The organism is Deinococcus piscis (assembly GCF_014653275.1).
GTDB classification, from domain to species: Bacteria; Deinococcota; Deinococci; order Deinococcales; family Deinococcaceae; genus Deinococcus; species Deinococcus piscis.
Window position 1 is genome coordinate 1 of sequence record NZ_BNAL01000019.1, and the last position, 17,798, is coordinate 17,798.

Annotated in this window: 16 protein-coding genes and 1 pseudogene; 11 read left to right on the top strand and 6 right to left on the bottom strand. The window is 65.1% G+C overall.

Annotated features, from left to right (window positions below):
* Window positions 1-174: 174 nt before the first annotated feature.
* From IE158_RS08180 to IE158_RS08190, 3 genes are all read right to left on the bottom strand, one after another.
* On the bottom strand, window positions 175-2,940 hold the full coding sequence (locus IE158_RS08180) for a S8 family peptidase (RefSeq protein WP_189643175.1): 2,766 nt from the start codon (window positions 2,938-2,940) through the stop codon (window positions 175-177).
* Window positions 2,941-3,040: 100 nt separating this feature from the next.
* Entirely contained in the window at window positions 3,041-3,946 is a 906-nt protein-coding gene (locus tag IE158_RS08185) for a P1 family peptidase (RefSeq protein WP_189643176.1), read from the bottom strand.
* A gap of 73 nt (window positions 3,947-4,019) precedes the next feature.
* A complete protein-coding gene (locus tag IE158_RS08190; protein ID WP_189643177.1) occupies window positions 4,020-4,688 on the bottom strand; it encodes a response regulator transcription factor in 669 nt (222 codons plus the stop codon).
* Window positions 4,689-4,898: 210 nt separating this feature from the next.
* Between IE158_RS08190 and IE158_RS08195 the strand changes: the two genes are divergently transcribed.
* Together IE158_RS08195 and IE158_RS08200 are read left to right on the top strand one after the other, a co-directional pair.
* Window positions 4,899-5,846 carry an alpha/beta fold hydrolase gene (locus IE158_RS08195; protein ID WP_189643178.1) on the top strand — a complete coding sequence of 316 codons (948 nt, stop codon included), beginning with the start codon at window positions 4,899-4,901 and terminating at the stop codon, window positions 5,844-5,846.
* A 23-nt stretch (window positions 5,847-5,869) separates the two neighbouring features.
* Window positions 5,870-6,121, top strand: a complete 252-nt coding sequence (locus IE158_RS08200; protein WP_189643235.1) for a hypothetical protein — start codon at window positions 5,870-5,872, stop codon at window positions 6,119-6,121.
* A gap of 113 nt (window positions 6,122-6,234) precedes the next feature.
* On the opposite strand, the gene IE158_RS08205 is transcribed toward IE158_RS08200, so the two are convergent.
* Window positions 6,235-7,077 carry an alpha/beta fold hydrolase gene (locus IE158_RS08205; protein ID WP_189643179.1) on the bottom strand — a complete coding sequence of 281 codons (843 nt, stop codon included), beginning with the start codon at window positions 7,075-7,077 and terminating at the stop codon, window positions 6,235-6,237.
* Between the two features lie 137 nt (window positions 7,078-7,214).
* Between IE158_RS08205 and IE158_RS08210 the strand changes: the two genes are divergently transcribed.
* From IE158_RS08210 to IE158_RS13770, 5 genes are all read left to right on the top strand, one after another.
* Complete coding sequence (locus IE158_RS08210; RefSeq protein ID WP_189643180.1) at window positions 7,215-7,952, top strand: YebC/PmpR family DNA-binding transcriptional regulator; 738 nt, start codon at window positions 7,215-7,217, stop codon at window positions 7,950-7,952.
* A gap of 16 nt (window positions 7,953-7,968) precedes the next feature.
* Window positions 7,969-8,637: a trimeric intracellular cation channel family protein gene (locus IE158_RS08215; protein WP_229839005.1), complete on the top strand. Its 669-nt coding sequence runs from the start codon at window positions 7,969-7,971 to the stop codon at window positions 8,635-8,637.
* Window positions 8,638-8,857: 220 nt separating this feature from the next.
* The gene (locus IE158_RS08220) at window positions 8,858-9,682 is read left to right on the top strand and encodes a hypothetical protein (RefSeq protein WP_189643181.1); all 825 of its coding nucleotides are present in this window, start codon (window positions 8,858-8,860) and stop codon (window positions 9,680-9,682) included.
* Window positions 9,683-9,740: 58 nt separating this feature from the next.
* Window positions 9,741-10,406: a tRNA (guanosine(18)-2'-O)-methyltransferase TrmH gene (trmH, locus tag IE158_RS08225; protein ID WP_189643182.1), complete on the top strand. Its 666-nt coding sequence runs from the start codon at window positions 9,741-9,743 to the stop codon at window positions 10,404-10,406.
* Between the two features lie 107 nt (window positions 10,407-10,513).
* Window positions 10,514-10,822 (top strand): DUF2511 domain-containing protein, encoded by a 309-nt coding sequence (locus IE158_RS13770; RefSeq protein ID WP_373295834.1) that lies wholly within the window; start codon window positions 10,514-10,516, stop codon window positions 10,820-10,822.
* A 36-nt stretch (window positions 10,823-10,858) separates the two neighbouring features.
* Here the strand turns inward: IE158_RS13770 and IE158_RS08235 are convergent, their stop codons facing one another.
* Together IE158_RS08235 and IE158_RS08240 are read right to left on the bottom strand one after the other, a co-directional pair.
* Window positions 10,859-11,668, bottom strand: coding sequence for a DUF4198 domain-containing protein (locus IE158_RS08235; protein WP_189643184.1), 810 nt, complete (start codon window positions 11,666-11,668; stop codon window positions 10,859-10,861).
* 103 nt (window positions 11,669-11,771) lie between these two features.
* Entirely contained in the window at window positions 11,772-13,001 is a 1,230-nt protein-coding gene (locus tag IE158_RS08240; protein WP_189643185.1) for a 2,3-bisphosphoglycerate-independent phosphoglycerate mutase, read from the bottom strand.
* A 302-nt stretch (window positions 13,002-13,303) separates the two neighbouring features.
* On the opposite strand from IE158_RS08240, the pseudogene cdaA reads away from it, so the two are divergent.
* From cdaA to IE158_RS08260, 4 genes and pseudogenes are all read left to right on the top strand, one after another.
* A pseudogene (gene cdaA / locus IE158_RS08245) lies at window positions 13,304-14,047 on the top strand (diadenylate cyclase CdaA); the annotation flags it as partial.
* Between the two features lie 233 nt (window positions 14,048-14,280).
* Window positions 14,281-15,282, top strand: a complete 1,002-nt coding sequence (locus IE158_RS08250) for a CdaR family protein (RefSeq protein ID WP_189643186.1) — start codon at window positions 14,281-14,283, stop codon at window positions 15,280-15,282.
* 180 nt (window positions 15,283-15,462) lie between these two features.
* Entirely contained in the window at window positions 15,463-16,176 is a 714-nt protein-coding gene (gene yqeK / locus IE158_RS08255) for a bis(5'-nucleosyl)-tetraphosphatase (symmetrical) YqeK (RefSeq protein WP_308430680.1), read from the top strand.
* On the top strand, window positions 16,173-17,651 hold the full coding sequence (locus tag IE158_RS08260) for an LCP family protein (RefSeq protein WP_189643187.1): 1,479 nt from the start codon (window positions 16,173-16,175) through the stop codon (window positions 17,649-17,651). Before yqeK ends, IE158_RS08260 begins: the two co-directional genes overlap by 4 nt.
* Window positions 17,652-17,798: the final 147 nt, after the last annotated feature.

Genomic DNA, 17,798 nt, shown 5'->3' on the forward strand with positions numbered 1-17,798 from the left:
TTAACGGTGGTTGTGGAGCCACTATGCTGTTCTGGACAGAGAAAAAGTAAAGTTGTCGGGTACTGAGTCGTCTATCAATGAAGGTCAAGGTGCCGGTCAAATGGGGCCCCAATGAGGGGCTGAAGATGAGGCAGAACTCCACTTCAGCGCCCGTAAGGCGAGTCAGAAACCTGCCTACTGCATCAGCCAGCGGAACAACCCCGCCGTCAGGGCATTGCGGTCCTGAGCTGAAAGCCCCTCAAGGCCAAAGCCCAGGTTGGCGGTCTTAAAGGTGCCAGGATTGAACAGCACGATGGCTCCATTGCCTGCTGATTGGGCACTCACCGCAGGGCGGGCCTTGGCTTGAGCGCGGCGGCGATCTGTGTCACGGGGCAGGCTCTGGGCACTGACCTGCGCATTCCAGGTGCCCGCTACGGTTGCACCTCGGGTAGGAGCCAGCACATCTGGATAAATCTGGTTGCCAGCACTGCCCGCCACGTTCAGGCGGTAGGCGGCGGCGTTCAGGGGGCCAGCGGTGTTGAGAGCTGCTGCGCCGCTCGCGTCACTCACAAAGGCGCTGCCCAGAAACTGATCGTAAAAAGCCGTGCGTCCGATGTCATACCCGACATCCTGGCCGGTCAGCAGCAGACGGCCACCGCCCTGAAGGTAACGCGCCAGATTCTGCTGGTCCTGGGTACTCAGGGTGTTGGTGTAGCTGTCGCCCGTGGCCCAGACCACGATGTCGGCCCGCTGCATCTGCGAAAGGGGCACGGGGCCCTGACGGGTATCCCACAGCAGCGCGCCGCCACTGGCCGCATTGGCCTTGACCGCGTCGCGCAGAAAAGCGGTCACGTCGTTGCGGCTGCCCATGTCGTCATCTACCAGCAGCACGCGGGGCTTGGCACCGGTGGCGGGTGGCGTAGGAGCGGGGGCAGGCGCAGGGGCTGGAACTGGTGCGGGGGTTGGCGTACCCGGCAAGGCCTTGATAAAGCAGCCTTTGGCCTGGCCGGGGGCCGGATCAGCCCCCCATTCCTGGACCGTACACATGAATCCGTCGGTGCCGACGCCGTTCAGATACCGGCCTGCCGTCCCAAAGAAGGCTTCCCGCACCCCGCTAAAGTCACACTTGGAGCCTTCTAGCGCACACAGGGTAAAGCCAGCCGGTCCAGTGGGAGCCGGAGTCGGTGTAGGGGTAGGAACTGGGGTGGGCACAGGCGTAGGGGCCGGAGTAGGAACAGGGGCGGGCGCTGGAGCCGGGGCACCCACCGACGTCACCGCCAGGTTCACGGTGCGGGTCCGGGTCGGCGCGTCTACACTGGTGGCGGTCAAAGCAATGGAATACAGGCCGTCTGGGGCCGAAGCATTGATGACCGTGAGGACGTTTCCACTCAGGCTGGTCTGGAATCCTGCTGGAGCAGCGACAGCAAAGTTGGACGGAAGGCTGGTCCATAACTGCACCGGGCGCGACTGACCACGGGCCAGCATAAACTCGCCGGGCGTTGCGCTAAAGACCAGCTCAGGTGCCGGGGCGGGTGTCGGCGTTGGGGCAGGGGCAGGAGTCGGGGTAGGCACGGGAGTGGGAGCTGGCGTAGGGGCCGGAGTGGGGACGGGCGCAGGCTGGCTGAGATTCACGCCCAGCTTGCCCAGCGCGCCCGGCACGCTGATCTGCCCAAAGCCCACGTTGTTGTTCTTGGCCCCGGCGTTGCTGGCACTCGTATACAGGGCAGTTTTGACCGCATCTACAGTGCTGCCGGGCTTGGCCTGAAGCATTAGGGCCACAGCGCCCGCTGCAATGGGGCTGGCCTGCGAGGAACCGCTCATTGCACCGTAACCGCCGCCGGGAAACGCACTCGTGATCGTCACGCCGGGCGCGGCGATATCCGGCTTGGTGACCTGCACATTTTGCCCACCAATGTTCCAGATGGCGGGACCACGGCTGCTGAAGCTGGCCACCTGACCGCTGGCATCTACCGCGCCTACGCCAATCGCTTCGGGCAGGTTGCCGGGGCTGCCGGTACTGCCAGCAGTGGGACCATAGTTGCCAATGGCAAAGACCGGCACGATCCCAGCGTTCAGCATGTTGGTCACGGGCTGCCGGAATTCGTTCCAGCTGCCGGGAATGCCTAGGCTCATGTTGACCACCTGGGCGCCGTCGTTGGTGGCAGGGTTGCCGTCGGGGTCAATCACGTATTGCATGCCCGCAATCACCTGCGCGAACGTCCCGGCATTGTTGGGCAGCACCAGGGCACTGATCACTTTGGCGTCGGGAGCCACACCGACCGTGTTGCCGACCAGCAAGCCTGCGGTGTGGGTGCCGTGGTTGGTGGTGTCGCGGGTCGCAGCGCCGCTGACGCGGTTGCCCTCAGCATCGAACTCGGCAAAAGCGGCGACCTTACCGCTCAACTCGGGGTGCGAGGCGTCAATACCGCTGTCCAGGTGCCCGATGCGGATGCCTGAACCCTTGAACCCAGCGGCCCAGGCCTGCGGTGCACCAATCTGCTGAAGGTGGGCCGGAGTGCCCGCCGGGGCCGCAGCAGTGCTCAGGGCCACAGCGCGGGGCACCTGTACCTGGAAGTTCTCAAAGACTTCTTTGACGTTGGGCAGCGCAGCCAGGGCGAGGGCCTGCTTGGGGGTCAGCGGCAAATACACGCTCTGATCCAGCCACAGCTCGGTGCCACGGCCACTGCGGAGCGCCTCATTCAGAATGCGGGCTGAGGGCCCCAGGCCGCCCAGGTTGCGGGCCAGCTCGGAGCGCAATTGGCCCAGGTTCTGGCGGCCACGGACGGTATCGGAGAACTCGAAGCGCACGATCACGCCCACTGGCTGCTGCTCACCGGCCTGAAGCTTTTTCTGGAGGCCAGGCGACAGCTTGAAGGTCTGCGCTTCGGCGTGCGTGCCCAGGCCCAGCGTCAGGCTGGCACTCAGCGCCAAGCCCAGAGCGGTCAAACGGGAATGTGTCATGGCCTCAGCCTACGGGCCGGAACTGTCTTGCCCCTGACGTTCCGGTGAGGAATTCTTCAGAGTCGGTCAGGCGGGCGTCAGTCGGCAGCGCAGATGCGCGCTAAGGCTGCGCCAAAAGCACCGCCTGACGTACAGCTGCGCACACGGCCCGCGCTGTCAGGTCGGTCAGGCGCAGGGGGTCGGCGGCGGGCAGGCGACCACTGCTCAGGACGAAAGCGGCGTCGCCGTCCCAGCCGGTGTGACTGGGCGCAATCACCCGCGCCAGAGAAGCGCAGGCCGCATCGGCCAGACGGCGGCATTCGGCTTTGGTCAGCGCATGTTCGGTGGCGACAGCCAGCAAGGTGGTGTTCTGCACCGGCGTTCCAGGAGTATGGGGCTCTCCTGGAACGCCCGTCGGCTGGCCCAGTGGCTGCCCATCTTCATCCAGCACGTCGCCCACGGGGTTGACCACTGCCAAGGCTCCCACGCTGACGCCTCCCTCTGCCAGAAACACGCTGCCCAGGCCGCCTGGCCGTATGCCCGCTGGTCCGCGCCACTTGCTGACCGTGGCTCCGGTGCCCGCGCCCACCGCGCCACAGGGCACCGGAGCGCTGCTGGCCGCCCGCAGCGCCTGACGGCCCGACTCGGCGGTGGGCCGCGCCTGGGGGTCGCCGCTGCCCAGGTCGTAGATCACCGCTGCAGGCACAATGGGGACCCGCGCCAAGCCTGTGTCCACGCCCCGGCCCTGAGCTTCCAGTTCATGCATGACCCCATCAGCAGCGGCCAGGCCAAAGGCACTGCCCCCGGTCAGCAGCAAAGCATGGACCCGCTCGACTGCCTTTTCGGGAGCCAGCAGGACGCCTTCGCGGGTGCCGGGGCTGGGCCCCAGAAAGCTGGCCGAAGCCACTGCCCCTTCCGGCAGGCAGAGGATCACTGTGCAGCCAGTGCGCCCCGCGGCATCTGTCCAGTGGCCGACCTGAAAGCTGGGGAGGGCCGTCAGGGTGGTGTTGGCCGCTTCAGAAGTCATGGCCGCAGTCTAGTCGGCGCGGTGGGGCTCCCACAGCGCGGAGAGAACCAGAGCGAGAGCGCAATGGAGCTTCTTAGGGCGTCTTGAGCGCGTAGCCGATGCCGCGCACGGTACGAATCAGGCCGTAGCCGTCCAGGTCACGCAATTTGGAGCGCATGTTGGCCATGTGAACATCTACCACGTTGGAGTTGCTGGGCAGGTCGCCGCTCCAGACCTCGCGCTCGATTTCGGCGCGGGAATAGACCCGGCCCGGCTGCCGTGCCAAGAAGGTGAGCAGGTCGAATTCACGGGGCGAAAGCCGCACTTCCTGGCCCTTGAAGTAACACAGCCGCTTCTGGGGATGAATTTCGAGGTCACCCACCCGGATCACGTCGCCGTGCTGCTGGTGGCGCAGCTGCACCTTGACGCGGGCCACCAGTTCTTCGGGATAAAAAGGCTTGGTCATGTAGTCGTCGGCACCGGCTTCAAGCAGGGCTACCTTGCGGTCCAGCGCGTCCATCGCTGTCAGGATAATGATAGGCATCGAGCTGTTCTTGCGCAGGCGGCGGGTCACCTCGGCTCCGTCCAGATCGGGCAGGCCTAAGTCCAGAATCACCAGATCGGGGTGCTCTTCGCGGGCCAGGGTCAGACCACTGATTCCATCGGAGGCGGTCAACGCCTCAAACCCCGCTTGCTCCAGCTCATACTGCACCACCCGGCTGATATCCGGATTATCCTCGATGACCAAAATCCGCTGCTCCATTGCCTGCTCCTTACCTTTCCAGCCGCGCTCATCTGGCCGTCAGCTTTGTTCATGAAAATGTGAAACAAGTCTAACCAGCTTCTGTCAGAACCAACAACCACCTCTTTTATTTTCTCTTCATGCTGCAAATTGTTGCATCAAAAGCGCGGCTGCATCGGCCAAAAGCGCAGGTGGTCCAGGGCAGCACCCACCCTGCTCTAGACTGCCCGCATGACCGACCTGTCCACTGACCCAGCCCTGGAAGGCGACACCGCCCTGCTGAATGGGGCCGAACTCTACTTCTCGCATAGCTCCGCAGGCCCGCACAGCGCCGCAGGCGGGCAGCGGCCTACGCTGGTCTTTTTGCACGGCGGCCCCGGCTACAACAGCTTTTCCTTTCAGGAGCTGTTCGGGGAGCGGCTGCAAGCAGCGGGCTGGCCAGCGGTGTATTTGGACCAGCGGGGCTGTGGCCGCAGCGCCCCACTGGCCGAGACAGAGCAGGGCGAGGACACGCTGGACCTTGACACGCTGGTTGAGGACGTAGAAGCCCTACGCGCCCACCTGCAACTGGACCGTATCGTGCCACTAGGCCACGGTTTCGGTGCGCTGATTGCGCTGGAATATGCGCGGCGCTACCCACAGCACACTGCGCGGGTGGTGGCCGTTAACCCCTGGGTTCACTTTCCGCAGCTGGCCCTGACCCTGCTGGCCGAAGCCAGTGCGCTCAAGGGTCAGCCGCTGAACGACCCAGCCGGGGAACTGCGCGCCCAGACCCCCGAAGGTGAGTACCCCGCCATAGGCGCGGCCCGCGTGCAGGCAGCCTTTGACCTGCTCAACGCCCGCGACCTGCTCAACGCGCTGCACTTCCCAGACCCAGCGGCGCGGATGCAGCTGGAATTTGTGGACGCCGAGGGCCAGCTCACTGGCCGCGCCGAGGTGGGCGAAGCGCTGGTATATCAGGGCCTGTGGGAGTTCGAATACCCCGCCTTTTTGCAGGAGATCACGCGGCCCATTTTCGTGATTGCTGGTGTGCATGACCGCAGCGCCTACCCGGAGCAGACCGACTGGCTTCAGGACCTGGGCGGCGCAGATCTCACCGTGCTGGACACCGGCCATTACCCCTGGCTGGATGATGAGGACGCCTTTGCGGGAGCGTTGGAGGAAGCCCTTACCCGCTAAGCCGCCGGGCTATGCTAAACCGCATGACCCAACGCGACGCCGAACTTCCTACCGAGCAGGGCGGGCTTCCCAACGAACACACCCCTGGGCGCACTGAGGCTACAGGACAGGGCCCGGTTCAGGAGCTGGCGAGCGGCGAACTGCTGATCAGCGGTGTGAACACTGGCCCTGACCGTGAGGAACGCGAGAGCCGGACCCCCACCGAGGAACGTGCCCGTCTGAGCCTGCGCGGCGAGGAGCGTGACCCAGACGCGCTGGCTGACCGGGGCGACTGAACCTCGTGGACGCCTGAGCCGTCCAAATGACAAGGCCCGCTATGGGTCAAAAGCAAGTCGGCGCTCGCCTATAGAGGGAGCGCCGGCCCTTTTTGGAGCAGCTGGCCGGAGCGCTAGCCCAGGAAGTCGGCCAGCAAGTTGGTCACCCGCAGTGGCTCATCGTCCATCAGCCAGTGGGTGGCGTCGGGGAAACGCACCACCCGCAGGTCCGGCACCCATTCCTCCAAGCCCTCGCTCAGCTCGGGGACCAGGGCCATGTCCTGCATGCCCCACAGCAGCAGCGTGGGAGCCCGCACCTGCGTACCAGCCACATTGCCGAAGCGGAGTAGAGCGCGGTAATAGTTGATCATGGCCGTGGCCGCGCCGGGCTGGGACCAGGCCGCCTGATACCCAGCCAGGTCCGCCGCGCTGAAACTGCCGGGCCGCCCCCGCAGCGCTGCGCGCCCCAGCCGGGGCAGCAGCTGTTCTGGCAACCAGGGCAGCTGAAAAAAGGCCACGTACCACGAGCGGCGCTTTTGCTCGGCATGGCGCAACTCGCGGCGAAAGGCCGCCGGGTGCGGGGCATTGAGCACGGCAAGTCGGTCCACCACTTCGGGACTGCGAATGGCCAGCGCCCAGGCAATCACGCCGCCCCAGTCGTGGCCCACCACGTGGGCACGGTCCCGGCCCAGGCCATGAATCAGGGCCACCATGTCGTCCAGCAACTTGTCTATCCGGTAGGCCTCAACGCCAGTGGGCCGGTCACTCAGCCCGTAGCCGCGCAGGTCGGGGGCCACCACCCGGAACCCAGCGCGGGCCAGCGGGCCGATCTGCCGTTTCCAGGCGCGGCTGTCTTCGGGAAAGCCGTGCAGCAACAGGGCGAGCGGGCCATGTTCCGGTCCAGCTTCCAGGCAGTGCAGCCGGATGCCGTTCACGGAGCGCAGGCAGTCGGTCCAGGGCGGAGTGTGCAGAGGCATGGGTCTATTGTGCGCTGCGCCGCGCCGAGGCAACAGCGACCTGTGACCAGCGCCCGCCGCGTTACAATAGGCCGCGTCCCGCAGGTGGCGGCAAGGCTGCGCCATGCGAAGCAGCGCAACAAGGAGCAAACTGAACAATGGCTGGTCACAACAAATGGTCTCAAATCAAGCGGAAAAAAGGTGCCAACGACAAGAAGCGCAGCGCCATCATCTCCAAGCACCTGCGGGCGATTACAGCGGCGGTGCGCTCTGGGGGCAGTGACGACCCCAGCGGCAACCTGGCGCTCAAAAACGCCATCGCAGCGGCCAAGTCCGACACCGTGCCGGTGGACAACATCAACAACGCCATCAAGCGGGCCGCGGGCGGCACCGACTCCGGGCAGGATTTCAAGGAAGTGACCTACGAAGGCTACGGCCCCGGCGGCACCGCCATCTTTATTGAGGCGCTGACCGACAACGTGAACCGTACCGTGGCCGATGTGCGGGCCGTGTTCAACAAGCGCGGCGGTTCTTTGGGCAACTCCGGCAGTGTGGCGTGGCAGTTCGAGAAAAAAGGCGTGATTCTGCTGCCCGACGCCAGTGAAGCCGCGCAGGAAGCGGCCATTGAGCACGGCGCAGAAGACCTTCAAGTCTCCGAGGACGGCCTGGAAATCACCACCGACCCCACCGAGCTCTACGCGGTGCAAGACGGCCTGGCTTCGGCGGGCTTTACCACCGACAACGCCTCGCTGAGCCGCATTCCCAGCAACACGGTGTCGGTCAACACAGAGGACGCCAGCAAACTGCTAAAAATCGTAGACGCGCTGGAAGAACTGGACGACGTGCAGAACGTGTTCACCAACGCCGAGTGGCCCGACGACCTGGACCTGACCTGAGTGCCGGTGGCTGGCCTTGCCTCTGCCTGATCTGCTGAGCTTGCCTGGCGACTCCCTGAACGGGGTGAAGTCGGGCCTGCGGGCTTTTGACCTGCTGGGCACCCTGGCCTTTGCGATGTCGGGGGCGCTGCTGGCCGTGCGCAAACGCTTCGACATCTTCGGCGTGCTGGTACTGGGCGCAGTGACGGCGGTGGGCGGCGGCGCGGTGCGCGACACCTTGACCGGCCAGACCCCGCCACTGTTTCTGCGCGACGAACTGTACGCCTGGTTGGCGTTGGGCGGCGGCCTGCTCGCATTCGCCTTTGGGGAGCGGCTGGCCCGCTTCGAGCGTGCCATTCAGGTGTTCGACTCGATTGGGCTGGCCGTCTTTGCGTCCTCGGGAGCGCTAGGCGCCCTGGCGCTGGGGCTGGGGCCGCTGGGTGTGACCTTTGCGGGCATGCTGAGCGGCGTGGGCGGCGGCATTATCCGCGACCTGATTGCCAACGAGGTGCCCGAAGTCATGTACCGCCGCGACCAGCTGTACGCCACCGCCGCCGCGTTGGGGGCCGCCACTGTCTATCTGAGCGTGCCGTACCTGGGCGTGCTGGGCGGGCAACTGGCCGGAATTGCTGCCGTGCTGCTGCTGCGGATCATCTCGCGCCAGGGCTGGGTGCAGCTGCCGGTGCGGCGGCTGCCGGGCGAGTAGATGCTGGGGAGACAGCATACCCGCAACCTTCATGCAAAGTGGCGGGCCTGCCCGGATTCCTCCTGAAGTTGGCCCGCGCTTGGCCTCTGCTGCGCCTGGTACTGCCAGATAAATCACTCACCCGGTCAGAGGGTCAGAGTAAGCTCCGCCACTGGACCAAGATGAGATGAGGTGAAGGTGCGGTCAGCCTGAGCCGCAGCCCGCCGCCTAGACTGTGGCCATGCGAAAAATTGCTGCTTTTGGGTCCGCCTTGCTGCTGTCCAGTGCTTCGGCTCAGGTGATGGGCCAAGCACTTTCCCTGCCACAGACTGGCATCTGCGAGGTGTTCGGCTGCAAGAACCTGAAGACCGTGCAAGTCACGCCCCGGATCAAGTACGTGGCCGGTGAGCGTCAGGAACTGACCCCGGAGCTGGGCGGCAGCGCCTTTGGGATGTATGTGGACGGACGACTGGCGATGCTGGGGTGGCAGGAAGGAGACAATTTTGACACCCTCAATCCGAAATTTGGTGCCCTCAATCGGCTCGCCAAGCTGTTTACTGGTATAGGCGCGCCACCTATGCTCAAAACAGCACTGGGCGAAGTCAGCATCCCCATACAGGGCAACTATCTGGTCCGAGGAGCCGTCATGCACAGCTTTATCGGCGGTGGCCTGAGAACTGTGGCAGTCACCGATCAGCGGCACTATGCCCTGCTGCGAAACCTGGTCGGGCGGGGCGACGCCCCCGCTGCCCAGGGCATCATTGAGCGGGGCCTGCGGGCATCCGGGCTGAGCTATCAGAAAGTCAGCGGCGGCTACCGCATCTCCCCCACTACGGCGGCGACCGTGGGCCAGCTGGACCGGGTGTTTGCCGCGCAGAACTTACGCAAGTGCACACTCTGTGACCGGCACTTCCTGCGGTACTTCCTGCCCGCCTTTTCAGGAACGCAAATTGACGTGAATGCTTACGTAGCCAAAGGACAGACGCTGCAAATGGGCGACCGCATTGACCGGGACGGCATTGCTTACATGGACATCACCATAGAGAAAGTCCCAAGCTGGAAATAACGAGCTGAAGCGCGGGCAAACGGGTCATGCGCCTCCCAGCCCCGTATGCTACTAGGCGATGACGCCCGAACGTTACGCCAAAATCCTGCGCGTCCTGCGCCTGCGCCAGCCCACCCTCAGCGTCCTGATGGACGAGGTGAACAAGCCCCACAACCTAAGCGCGATTCTGCGGACCTGCGACGCGGTAGGCGCGATGACCGCTCACGCCGTGCCGCCAGCAAGCATGAGCCTGGGCTCGTTCCGTTCGCGCATGTTCGAGGCCAGCTCCGGCAGTGCCCACAAGTGGGTGAATGTTCAGCAGCACGCTTCGGCATTGGACGCCATCCGCGAATTGCAGGGCCAGGGGGTGCAGGTGCTGGCGACCCATCTTTCGCAGCGCAGCGTGGACTACCGCCAGCCCGACTACACCCGTCCCACCTGCGTGCTGCTGGGTGCCGAGAAATTCGGCGTGAGCGACGAAGCCGCCGAGGCCGCCGACGCCAACATCATCATCCCCATGATGGGCATGGTGCAGAGCCTGAACGTGTCGGTGGCCGCCGCCACGATTCTGTTTGAGGCGCAGCGCCAGCGGCTGGAAGCCGGAATGTACGCCCAGCCACAGCTGAGCGACGAGGAATTGCGGCGGTTCGCTTTCCGCTGGGCTTATCCCGACCTGGCCGACACTTATGATGAGCGCGGCGAAGCCTACCCGGAGCTGGACGAGCAGGGGCAAATCATCGGCTGAATGGAGGAGGCCTCCCAATGGGTCAGGTTTTACTCAATAAAGTCAAAGCTTCGCTGCCTTTCCTCCTCATTCTGCTGCTGCCGGCAACGTTTTACCTTGCCCCCTACATGGGAGCGAAACGCCTACATATCAGTCGGGAGAGTGTCGGAGAAGCCTGGCCCTTCACTTTCGACAAAGGCACCCTATCTTGCCTCAAGCCAAAGCTGCTGATAGTGACCGACACGAAAGCGAAGGTGACCTATGCTCTCAATTGGCACACTCTCTTGATGGCCCCGAATAAGAGCTGGAGATCCGTGGAGGAGAGCTTGTTGCCGTCTGCGTCTACGCCCGCGCCCGAACAGGGCTTGCGACTGATTCAGGAACAGGCAGTGTCACTTTGCACCTGTTCCATGCTCGACTTTCGCCCTCAGTGCTGACAGCAACTCGCCGTCCAACCTCTAGTCTCAGCCCAATCAGTGCGCCCCAGCGCCCAGCTCAAAGGTCAACGTGGCATAGGCGGCCAGATTCTGGCACTCGCTGACATCGGGATAGGCAGTCTTGTGAACCACCTTGACTTTCCAAAATCCCTGACGCAGCGGCAGGATATCCACTTTGCCCTCGGCATCGGTCAGCTTGGAAAAGGCCTGGGCTTCGGCGGCGTGGCCCACTTCCTTGTAGGAGGTGTCGAAGCCGGCAAAGCTGGCCGTGACGGTGGCACCGACCAGCGGCTCACCGCCGAACAGGATTTGCATGGGGATGGCCTCGCCCACGCGGTGCGCGGAAGGATTGTCCAGCGGCACGATTTCCAGGGTGTGACCCAGCGGGCGGGCTACCACCTCACGGGCAGCGCTGTCATGGCCCACATTCAGGACATTCTTGCCGAACATCTGGGTCTGCTCGCAGTACACCGCGCCGGGCATCTCGCGCAGGTTGTGCTGCGCCCAGTCGCCCGCCGCATTTTTGGACCAGAACGTCGGCTGGTAGGTGGCCGCCACCAGATAGCTGCCTTCTTTCAGCGGCGCGGCACTCTGGTAGCTGTAGTTGTGCGGGCCACGCTGCACCAGCGGCTGGGTGCCCTCCGGGCCGGTCAGGGTCATACCTGCCCTAAAAAAGTGCAGTCGCTCGGCTGGAATCGCTGCCGGGGTGAAGTTATGTCCATAGCCCAAGTCAGCCTTCAGGAGTTCACCGCCGTGGGTATGCCCAGTGTGTACCCACAGTTCATGTGCCCTGGAAATAGGAGCAAGAGCCACGGCCAGCGTCAGGAAAACAGTTTTTTTGTTCACCACCACAGCCTAACTGAATTTTTGATTTTGGTAAAGCATTATCATTTAGGATGTAAGGAAAGGGGCGGGCTCGGTGGCCTGCCCCTCCGTCCTGCCAGCCAGCTCAGGCTCCGTACTTCTCCAGCTTCAGCGCGTTTGCCATCAGGAGCGGCATCAGCGCGGTGCCGTGGCGCAGGCCCAGGCTGCCCTTGACCGCTTCTTTCTCGGTGAAGCGCTCGGCAGCGTCGCTGCGGCCATACTCGCTGTGAATCAGCACCGGCACCGGGTGCCAGGAATGGCTCGCCAGTTTGGACGGGGTGGAGTGGTCGCCCACAATCGCCAGCACATCCGGGTTCAGCGCCAGAAGTTCGGGGAGAATAGAGTCAAACAGCTCAATTTTCGCCACCTTGGCGTCAAAGTTGCCGTCCTCGCCGGTGGAATCGGTCTTTTTGACGTGGAAGAAAAAGAAATCGTAGTTGTCCCACTCGCGCTTCAGGGCGTCCAGCTTGCCTTCTGGCGCGTCTTCGACGCTGTCCACGTCCAGCACGTTCATGCCCACCAGGCTGGCGAGGCCCTTGTACATCGGGTAGCCCGCAATGCAGGCCGAAGTGAGCCGGTACACGTCACTGAACTGCGGGAAATGCGGCACGTCCGAATAGCCCCGGAACAGCACGCCGTTGACCTGCGGCTCGGCGCTCAGGGCCGCTTCGGCGCGCTTGACGAATTCGTTGACCAGGTTGGCGGTCTTCTGGCTGGCCTCGTCGCCCGCCTGAGCGTCACGCGGCGGCACGCCCGTCACCTGCGGGTCCACATCGCTGATGTGGGCTCCCAGCGGCTCGGTCCCGGCGCGGAACACCACCACGAAGCGGTGCTCGGACTCGGTATAGATCTCCACCGGAGTGCTGTCAATCTCGGAGATGGCGGCGCGCAGCTTTGCCACAATTTCTTCGTTCTTCTCGGTGCTAGGACGCCCGGCGCGGCGGTCCAACACCGTGCGGTCCCCACCCAGGGTGGCAAAGTTGCCGCGCACCGCCACGTCTCCGGCGTTCAGCTTCACGCCGATGCCCACGGCGCTCAGTGCGCCGCGCCCGACGGTGTAGATCAGCGGGTCATACCCAAACAGGCTCAGGTGGCCGGGACCGCTGCCGGGCGTGATGCCGGGGCCAACCAGCTCCAACTGCCCGAGCTGGCTCTGCGCGGCCAGCGCGTCCAGAAAAGGAGTCTTGGCCGCCTCCAGTTCGGTGGGGCCGCCTGGCGTCATGGGCAGGCCGCCCACACCGTCCAGCACAACCAGGACGATTTTGCTGTCCGTCTTTTTCGAGAGGCCGCTGATGACCGGAATCAGGTCTGTCATGCTCCCCACTGTAGCGCCGTACGGTCAGGCCACAGTGGCGGGGCGCAAGCAAACAACCAGCGCAAGAAGCCAGCGCGGGCAAAAGCAACAACAGCCGGAGACAGGAGTCAGGGCAGCCCGCATGCCCCTGGCGGCCTGGTCTGTATGACTCTTGCTCATGGTTGCCCGGTATAGTGACCCAAAGCTCCCGCCCCAGCCTGCTTCCCCCGGCCCAGCTTGGGCGGTACGCGCCCCCACCGCCTGACGCCACGCCGTACGCCGCAGAAAGGACCCTGCACCGCACCTTGAATGTTCTGCCACAACTGAGCCTGCTTCCTGTCTCTCTGGGCCTGCTGGACCTGGTAGATATCGCCCTGGTGGCGTTCGTGCTGTATCAGGGATATCAGCTCGTTTCGGGCACGCGGGCGGTCAATCTGGTGCGCGGCATCGCCGTTTTTCTGGTGGTGTGGTTCGTGGCTCAGCTGCTGGGCATGGTGGCCCTCAGCACCCTGCTGGGACAGGTGGGCACCATCGGGATCTTTGCGCTGGTGGTGCTGTTTCAGCCTGAGCTGCGGGCCGCGCTGGAGCGCATTGGCCGCCCCAGGCTCCGCGAGGACGACGGCGGCGGGGCCACCTTGCAAGACATCTCACGGGCGATGGAACGCCTCGCCGAGCGCAAAATCGGGGCCCTGATTGCCATTGAGCGTGGCACCCCACTGGGCGAGATTGCCGCCAGCGGCGTGGCCCTGGACGCCAAGGTCAGCGTGCCGTTTCTGGAAGCCCTGTTTGCCCGCAACGCCCCACTACATGACGGTGGCGTGGTGATTCAGGGCAGCCGGGTGGTGGCGGCTGGCTGCCTCTTCCCCTTGCAGGCCAGCGACGGCACCTACCGGCGCTACGGCACACGGCACCGGGCCGCCATCGGCCTATCGGAAGTGACCGACGCGGTGGTCCTGGTCGTCAGCGAAGAGCGCGGGTCCATGCGCATCGCGCTCTCGGGCCGCCTGGGGCCGGACCTGAACATCACCGAGTTGCGCGAGCAGCTGCGCGTGCTGGTCTACGACCGCGAGGTGCAGTCGCTGAGCCACTTTGGTGACGCTGCCGAGCCGGAAGTTCAGGGCGAAGGAGCCGCTCCAGCAGCCACACCGCCAGGAACCGGGACCGCCGACCCCAGCTCTGCCCAAAGCTCCACTCCTTCTCAAAGCACCAGCCCTTCCCAAAAACCGTCGGCCCAGGTGATCACCGCAGCGGCCCCAGCGCAGCCTTCACCCGCTCAGCCCACGCCTTCTCAGGAGCGGCCATGACGCCGCCCATGCCCAGCCCCCCGCAGCGCCAGCAGGCCCGGGAGCAGCTGCGCCGGGGCCTGACCGACGACTGGGCCGCCAAGTTGCTGGCGCTCGTGGCCGCCTGCGTCCTTTGGTTTATCGCTTCCGAGGACCGCCGGGCCATCATCGAGCAGACCTATGACGTGCCCGTCAACGTACGCGACAACACGGGCGAGAATGTCGCCGAGACACGGGCTGTGACGGGCCTATCCCCCGGCACAGTCAAAGTGACACTGAGCGGGCGGCCTGAGCGGCTGCGCGAGCTGCGCGGCGAAATGGTCGAAGCGGTGGTCAACGTGACTGACATCGCCGAAGGGTCGTTCAATCAGCCGGTGACTGTGACTGCGCCGAGCGGCACCGAAGTGGTGCGGGCCACTCCTGACCGCGTGCAGGGCGTGGTGGACACAGTGCAGAAGCGCAGCCTGCCCGTGACTGTGACGGTCTATGCACCCGGCAGTGCGCTGATGCCCAGCTACCAGGTGCAGCCCGCAGAGGTGACGGTCAGCGGCCCCAGCCGGGCGGTGAATGAGGTGGCCCAGGTCATCTATGCGCCTGCTGAGCTGGAACCAGGCGAAAGTCGCTCGGTGACGCTGCTCCCGGTGGACGGCGAAGGCCAGCCGGTGGAAGACCTGACCCTTACGCCCGCCGCTGTTCAGCTGACACGGGCTTCTTCGGATGGACAGCCGGGCCGCACACTGCCGGTCCGTCTGTCACCCCCACCCGCTGGCCTGGAGCTCATTTCTTCGCAGCTGTCGCCGGAGCAGGTGCGGGTGATTGGCCCGGCTGGAGCCGTCAATGGCCTGACCGAGCTGGTCGGGACTGCTGAGTACCGTCCCGGCACCTACCGGACCGAAGTCCAATTCCAACCACCGGAGGGGGTGCAGTTGCTGGACCGGGTCAGCGTCCGGCTTCAGGTACGCACCCAGACAGACACCGCCCCAGCGACTGCGCCAGAAGCCGCCCCGGCCCTGCCCTGAGCGCACGCTGGGCGGCATGGGCCAACCTGTATTCCGGCTGAATGCAGAAGGCATGGACGCAGAAAGCGGGCCGGGCCGCAGCGGTATAGTGGCTGCCATGTTGCGCTTAGCACCTGCCCCCCATTTGTGCTCTGCCACGCCCCTCTTCCCCACTGGCCCGAGTGCCGCACTCTGCCGCTGATGGGACCGCGCCTGCTAACAGAGCTGGCACGGCTGGTCATGCAGCCCCACCCCGCTCCGGCCACAGCGCTGTGCCTTGACCTGAGCGAGTTGCCGCTGCCGCCCGCCGCGGCTCAGGCTGACCTGCCCGCCTGGATGACAGCCGAGTGGCCGCGCTGGACCGCAGAAGTGCAGAGTCGCGTCACCCCGGACCGCTGGAAGCATGTGCAGCGGGTGGCCCTACTGGCGGCCCAGATTGCCTACGCCGCTGGTCTGGACACCCGCCGGGCCTACGCAGCGGGCATCCTGCACGACCTGGCCCGCGACCTGAGCGGCGAGGAACTGTTGCGGCTGGCCCCACCCGAATGTGAGCTGGACGCCCGCTGGCCGCTGGCGGTGCATGGCCGCGCGGCCCGCAGCGCCCTGGAAACCCTGGGCTTTGGCGACACCGTGGTGCTTGACGCTGTCGAAGACCACGTGACTGGCCCGCGCCCCGGTCACGCCATCGCCGCCTGCGTGTATATCGCGGACGTGTCCGAACCCGGACGCGGCGTCAATGACGATATCCGTACGCTGGCCCTGCGTGACCTGGACGCCGCACTGGCGCAGGCCATCAGCTCCAAAGTGCGCTACCTCAGCAGCCGGGGCACCGAAGTGCACCCACGCACGCTGGCGCTGTACCGCTGGCTGGAACGTGAGCGCCCGGTCACGTGGGCCGGAGAAACCCCGGCATGAAGCGCCCGCCCGTGCTGCCGGGCAGCGGGCGCACGCCAGCGGAGCGCCGCCGGGCCTGGCTGCGCGGCCTGCAACTCGGTGGGCTGACGCTGGGGGCACTGTGCTGGGGGGGAGCTGCCTGGCTGACTTTTGGGGCTGGCAAGACCGCTGGCTATCAGACCGAGCAGCGCCCCGAATTTACTTTTTTGCTGGCCGGGCGCGATGTGGCCTACTGCGGCTATCACCTGCGCTGTGAGGACCAGACGCAGCGCGAGGGGCTGTTTCAGGAAATCAATACCGACACTCTGATGCTGATCAAGGTGACTGGCCCCAGGGTCGAAGTGCTCAATATTCCCCGTGACACCAACGTGGGCGAATACGACCCGGATAAGACCGCCACCGAGCAGAAGATCAACCACCAGTACTGGGCGGATGGCCCCTACGCCCTAAAACGCGGCGTTGAAACCATCACTGGCAGTCCGGTGGACGCTTATGTGGTCCTGAACGAAGACTATGTGGCCGAGCTGATTGACGCGCTGGGCGGCCTCACCGTCACTGTGCCCGAAGGCGGCATTCAGTGGGAGGACAACGCCGCAGGTATTCACCTGGACCTGCCGCCCGGCGAACAGCACCTTGATGGCCGCACGGCTGCGCTGTATCTGCGGGTCCGCAAAGGCGTGGGCGACGACTGGGGCCGCATTGACCACCAGAAGCAGGCGCTCACCCAGCTGATCGGTAAGTTGCGCTCACCGCAGGGCCTGCGCGTGATTCCCACCCTCATCTCCGGCTTTGGGGAGAACATCGAAACCGACCTCAGCCCTGAGCGGCTGACGGGCATGCTTCCCTACCTCTCGCAGCTGAACCTGACTTTCGCCACGCTGCCCACCACTTCTATTCCAGACAGCTTTAATCTGGCGGTGGACCGCGCCGCCCTGAGCCGGGTGTGGACCAACCCTGGCCTGGAAGCCGAGCGCCAGGAGGCCGAGCGACAAGAGCAGCTAGAACAGGCCCGGGCTGAGGGGACGGACCAAACTGGGGAGACAGCCGAGGAAACAGTGGATGGGCTGAATGACGAAAGAGGTGACCTCGCTGCTGACGGCCCTGCCGACCTGACCGAGCTGCCAGTGGTGATTCACGACGGCTCCGGCGCTCTGCTGGGGCCGGCCCTGGCCCGCAGCCTGGAGCGTGTGGGCTACGGCAATGTCCGGGTGCTGCTGGAGCCACCTGATCCCATGAGCAGTCAGGTGCTGACCCTGGACGCTCCGGCTGAAGCCAGTGCCCTGGCACAGTTGCTCAGCCTGCCCAGGCTTCAGGGCGAGCGCTTTGAGCTCCAAAACGGTGAGGTGGCCGTGTGGTTGGGCACCGACGCACAGACACAGTTGGCGGCCCTCAAACCGCTGCGCCGCCCCACCGATGGCCGCCAACTTGGCCTGACGCGGGAAGACGCAGCCGCCCTGCTGCAAGCCACACCGTTGGCAGACCCCCGCACGCCCTAAGCGAACGCTCAACCAGGCGGGGACCCAGGCATGCTGGGCCTCTGCTATGGTCAGGGCACTCCCATGCGGCCCCGGCACTGCCGCCCCGGCGTGCCTGCGCCCCAACCCAGCTTATTTTCCGTATCCACTCAGCTTTCGCCCCTCAAG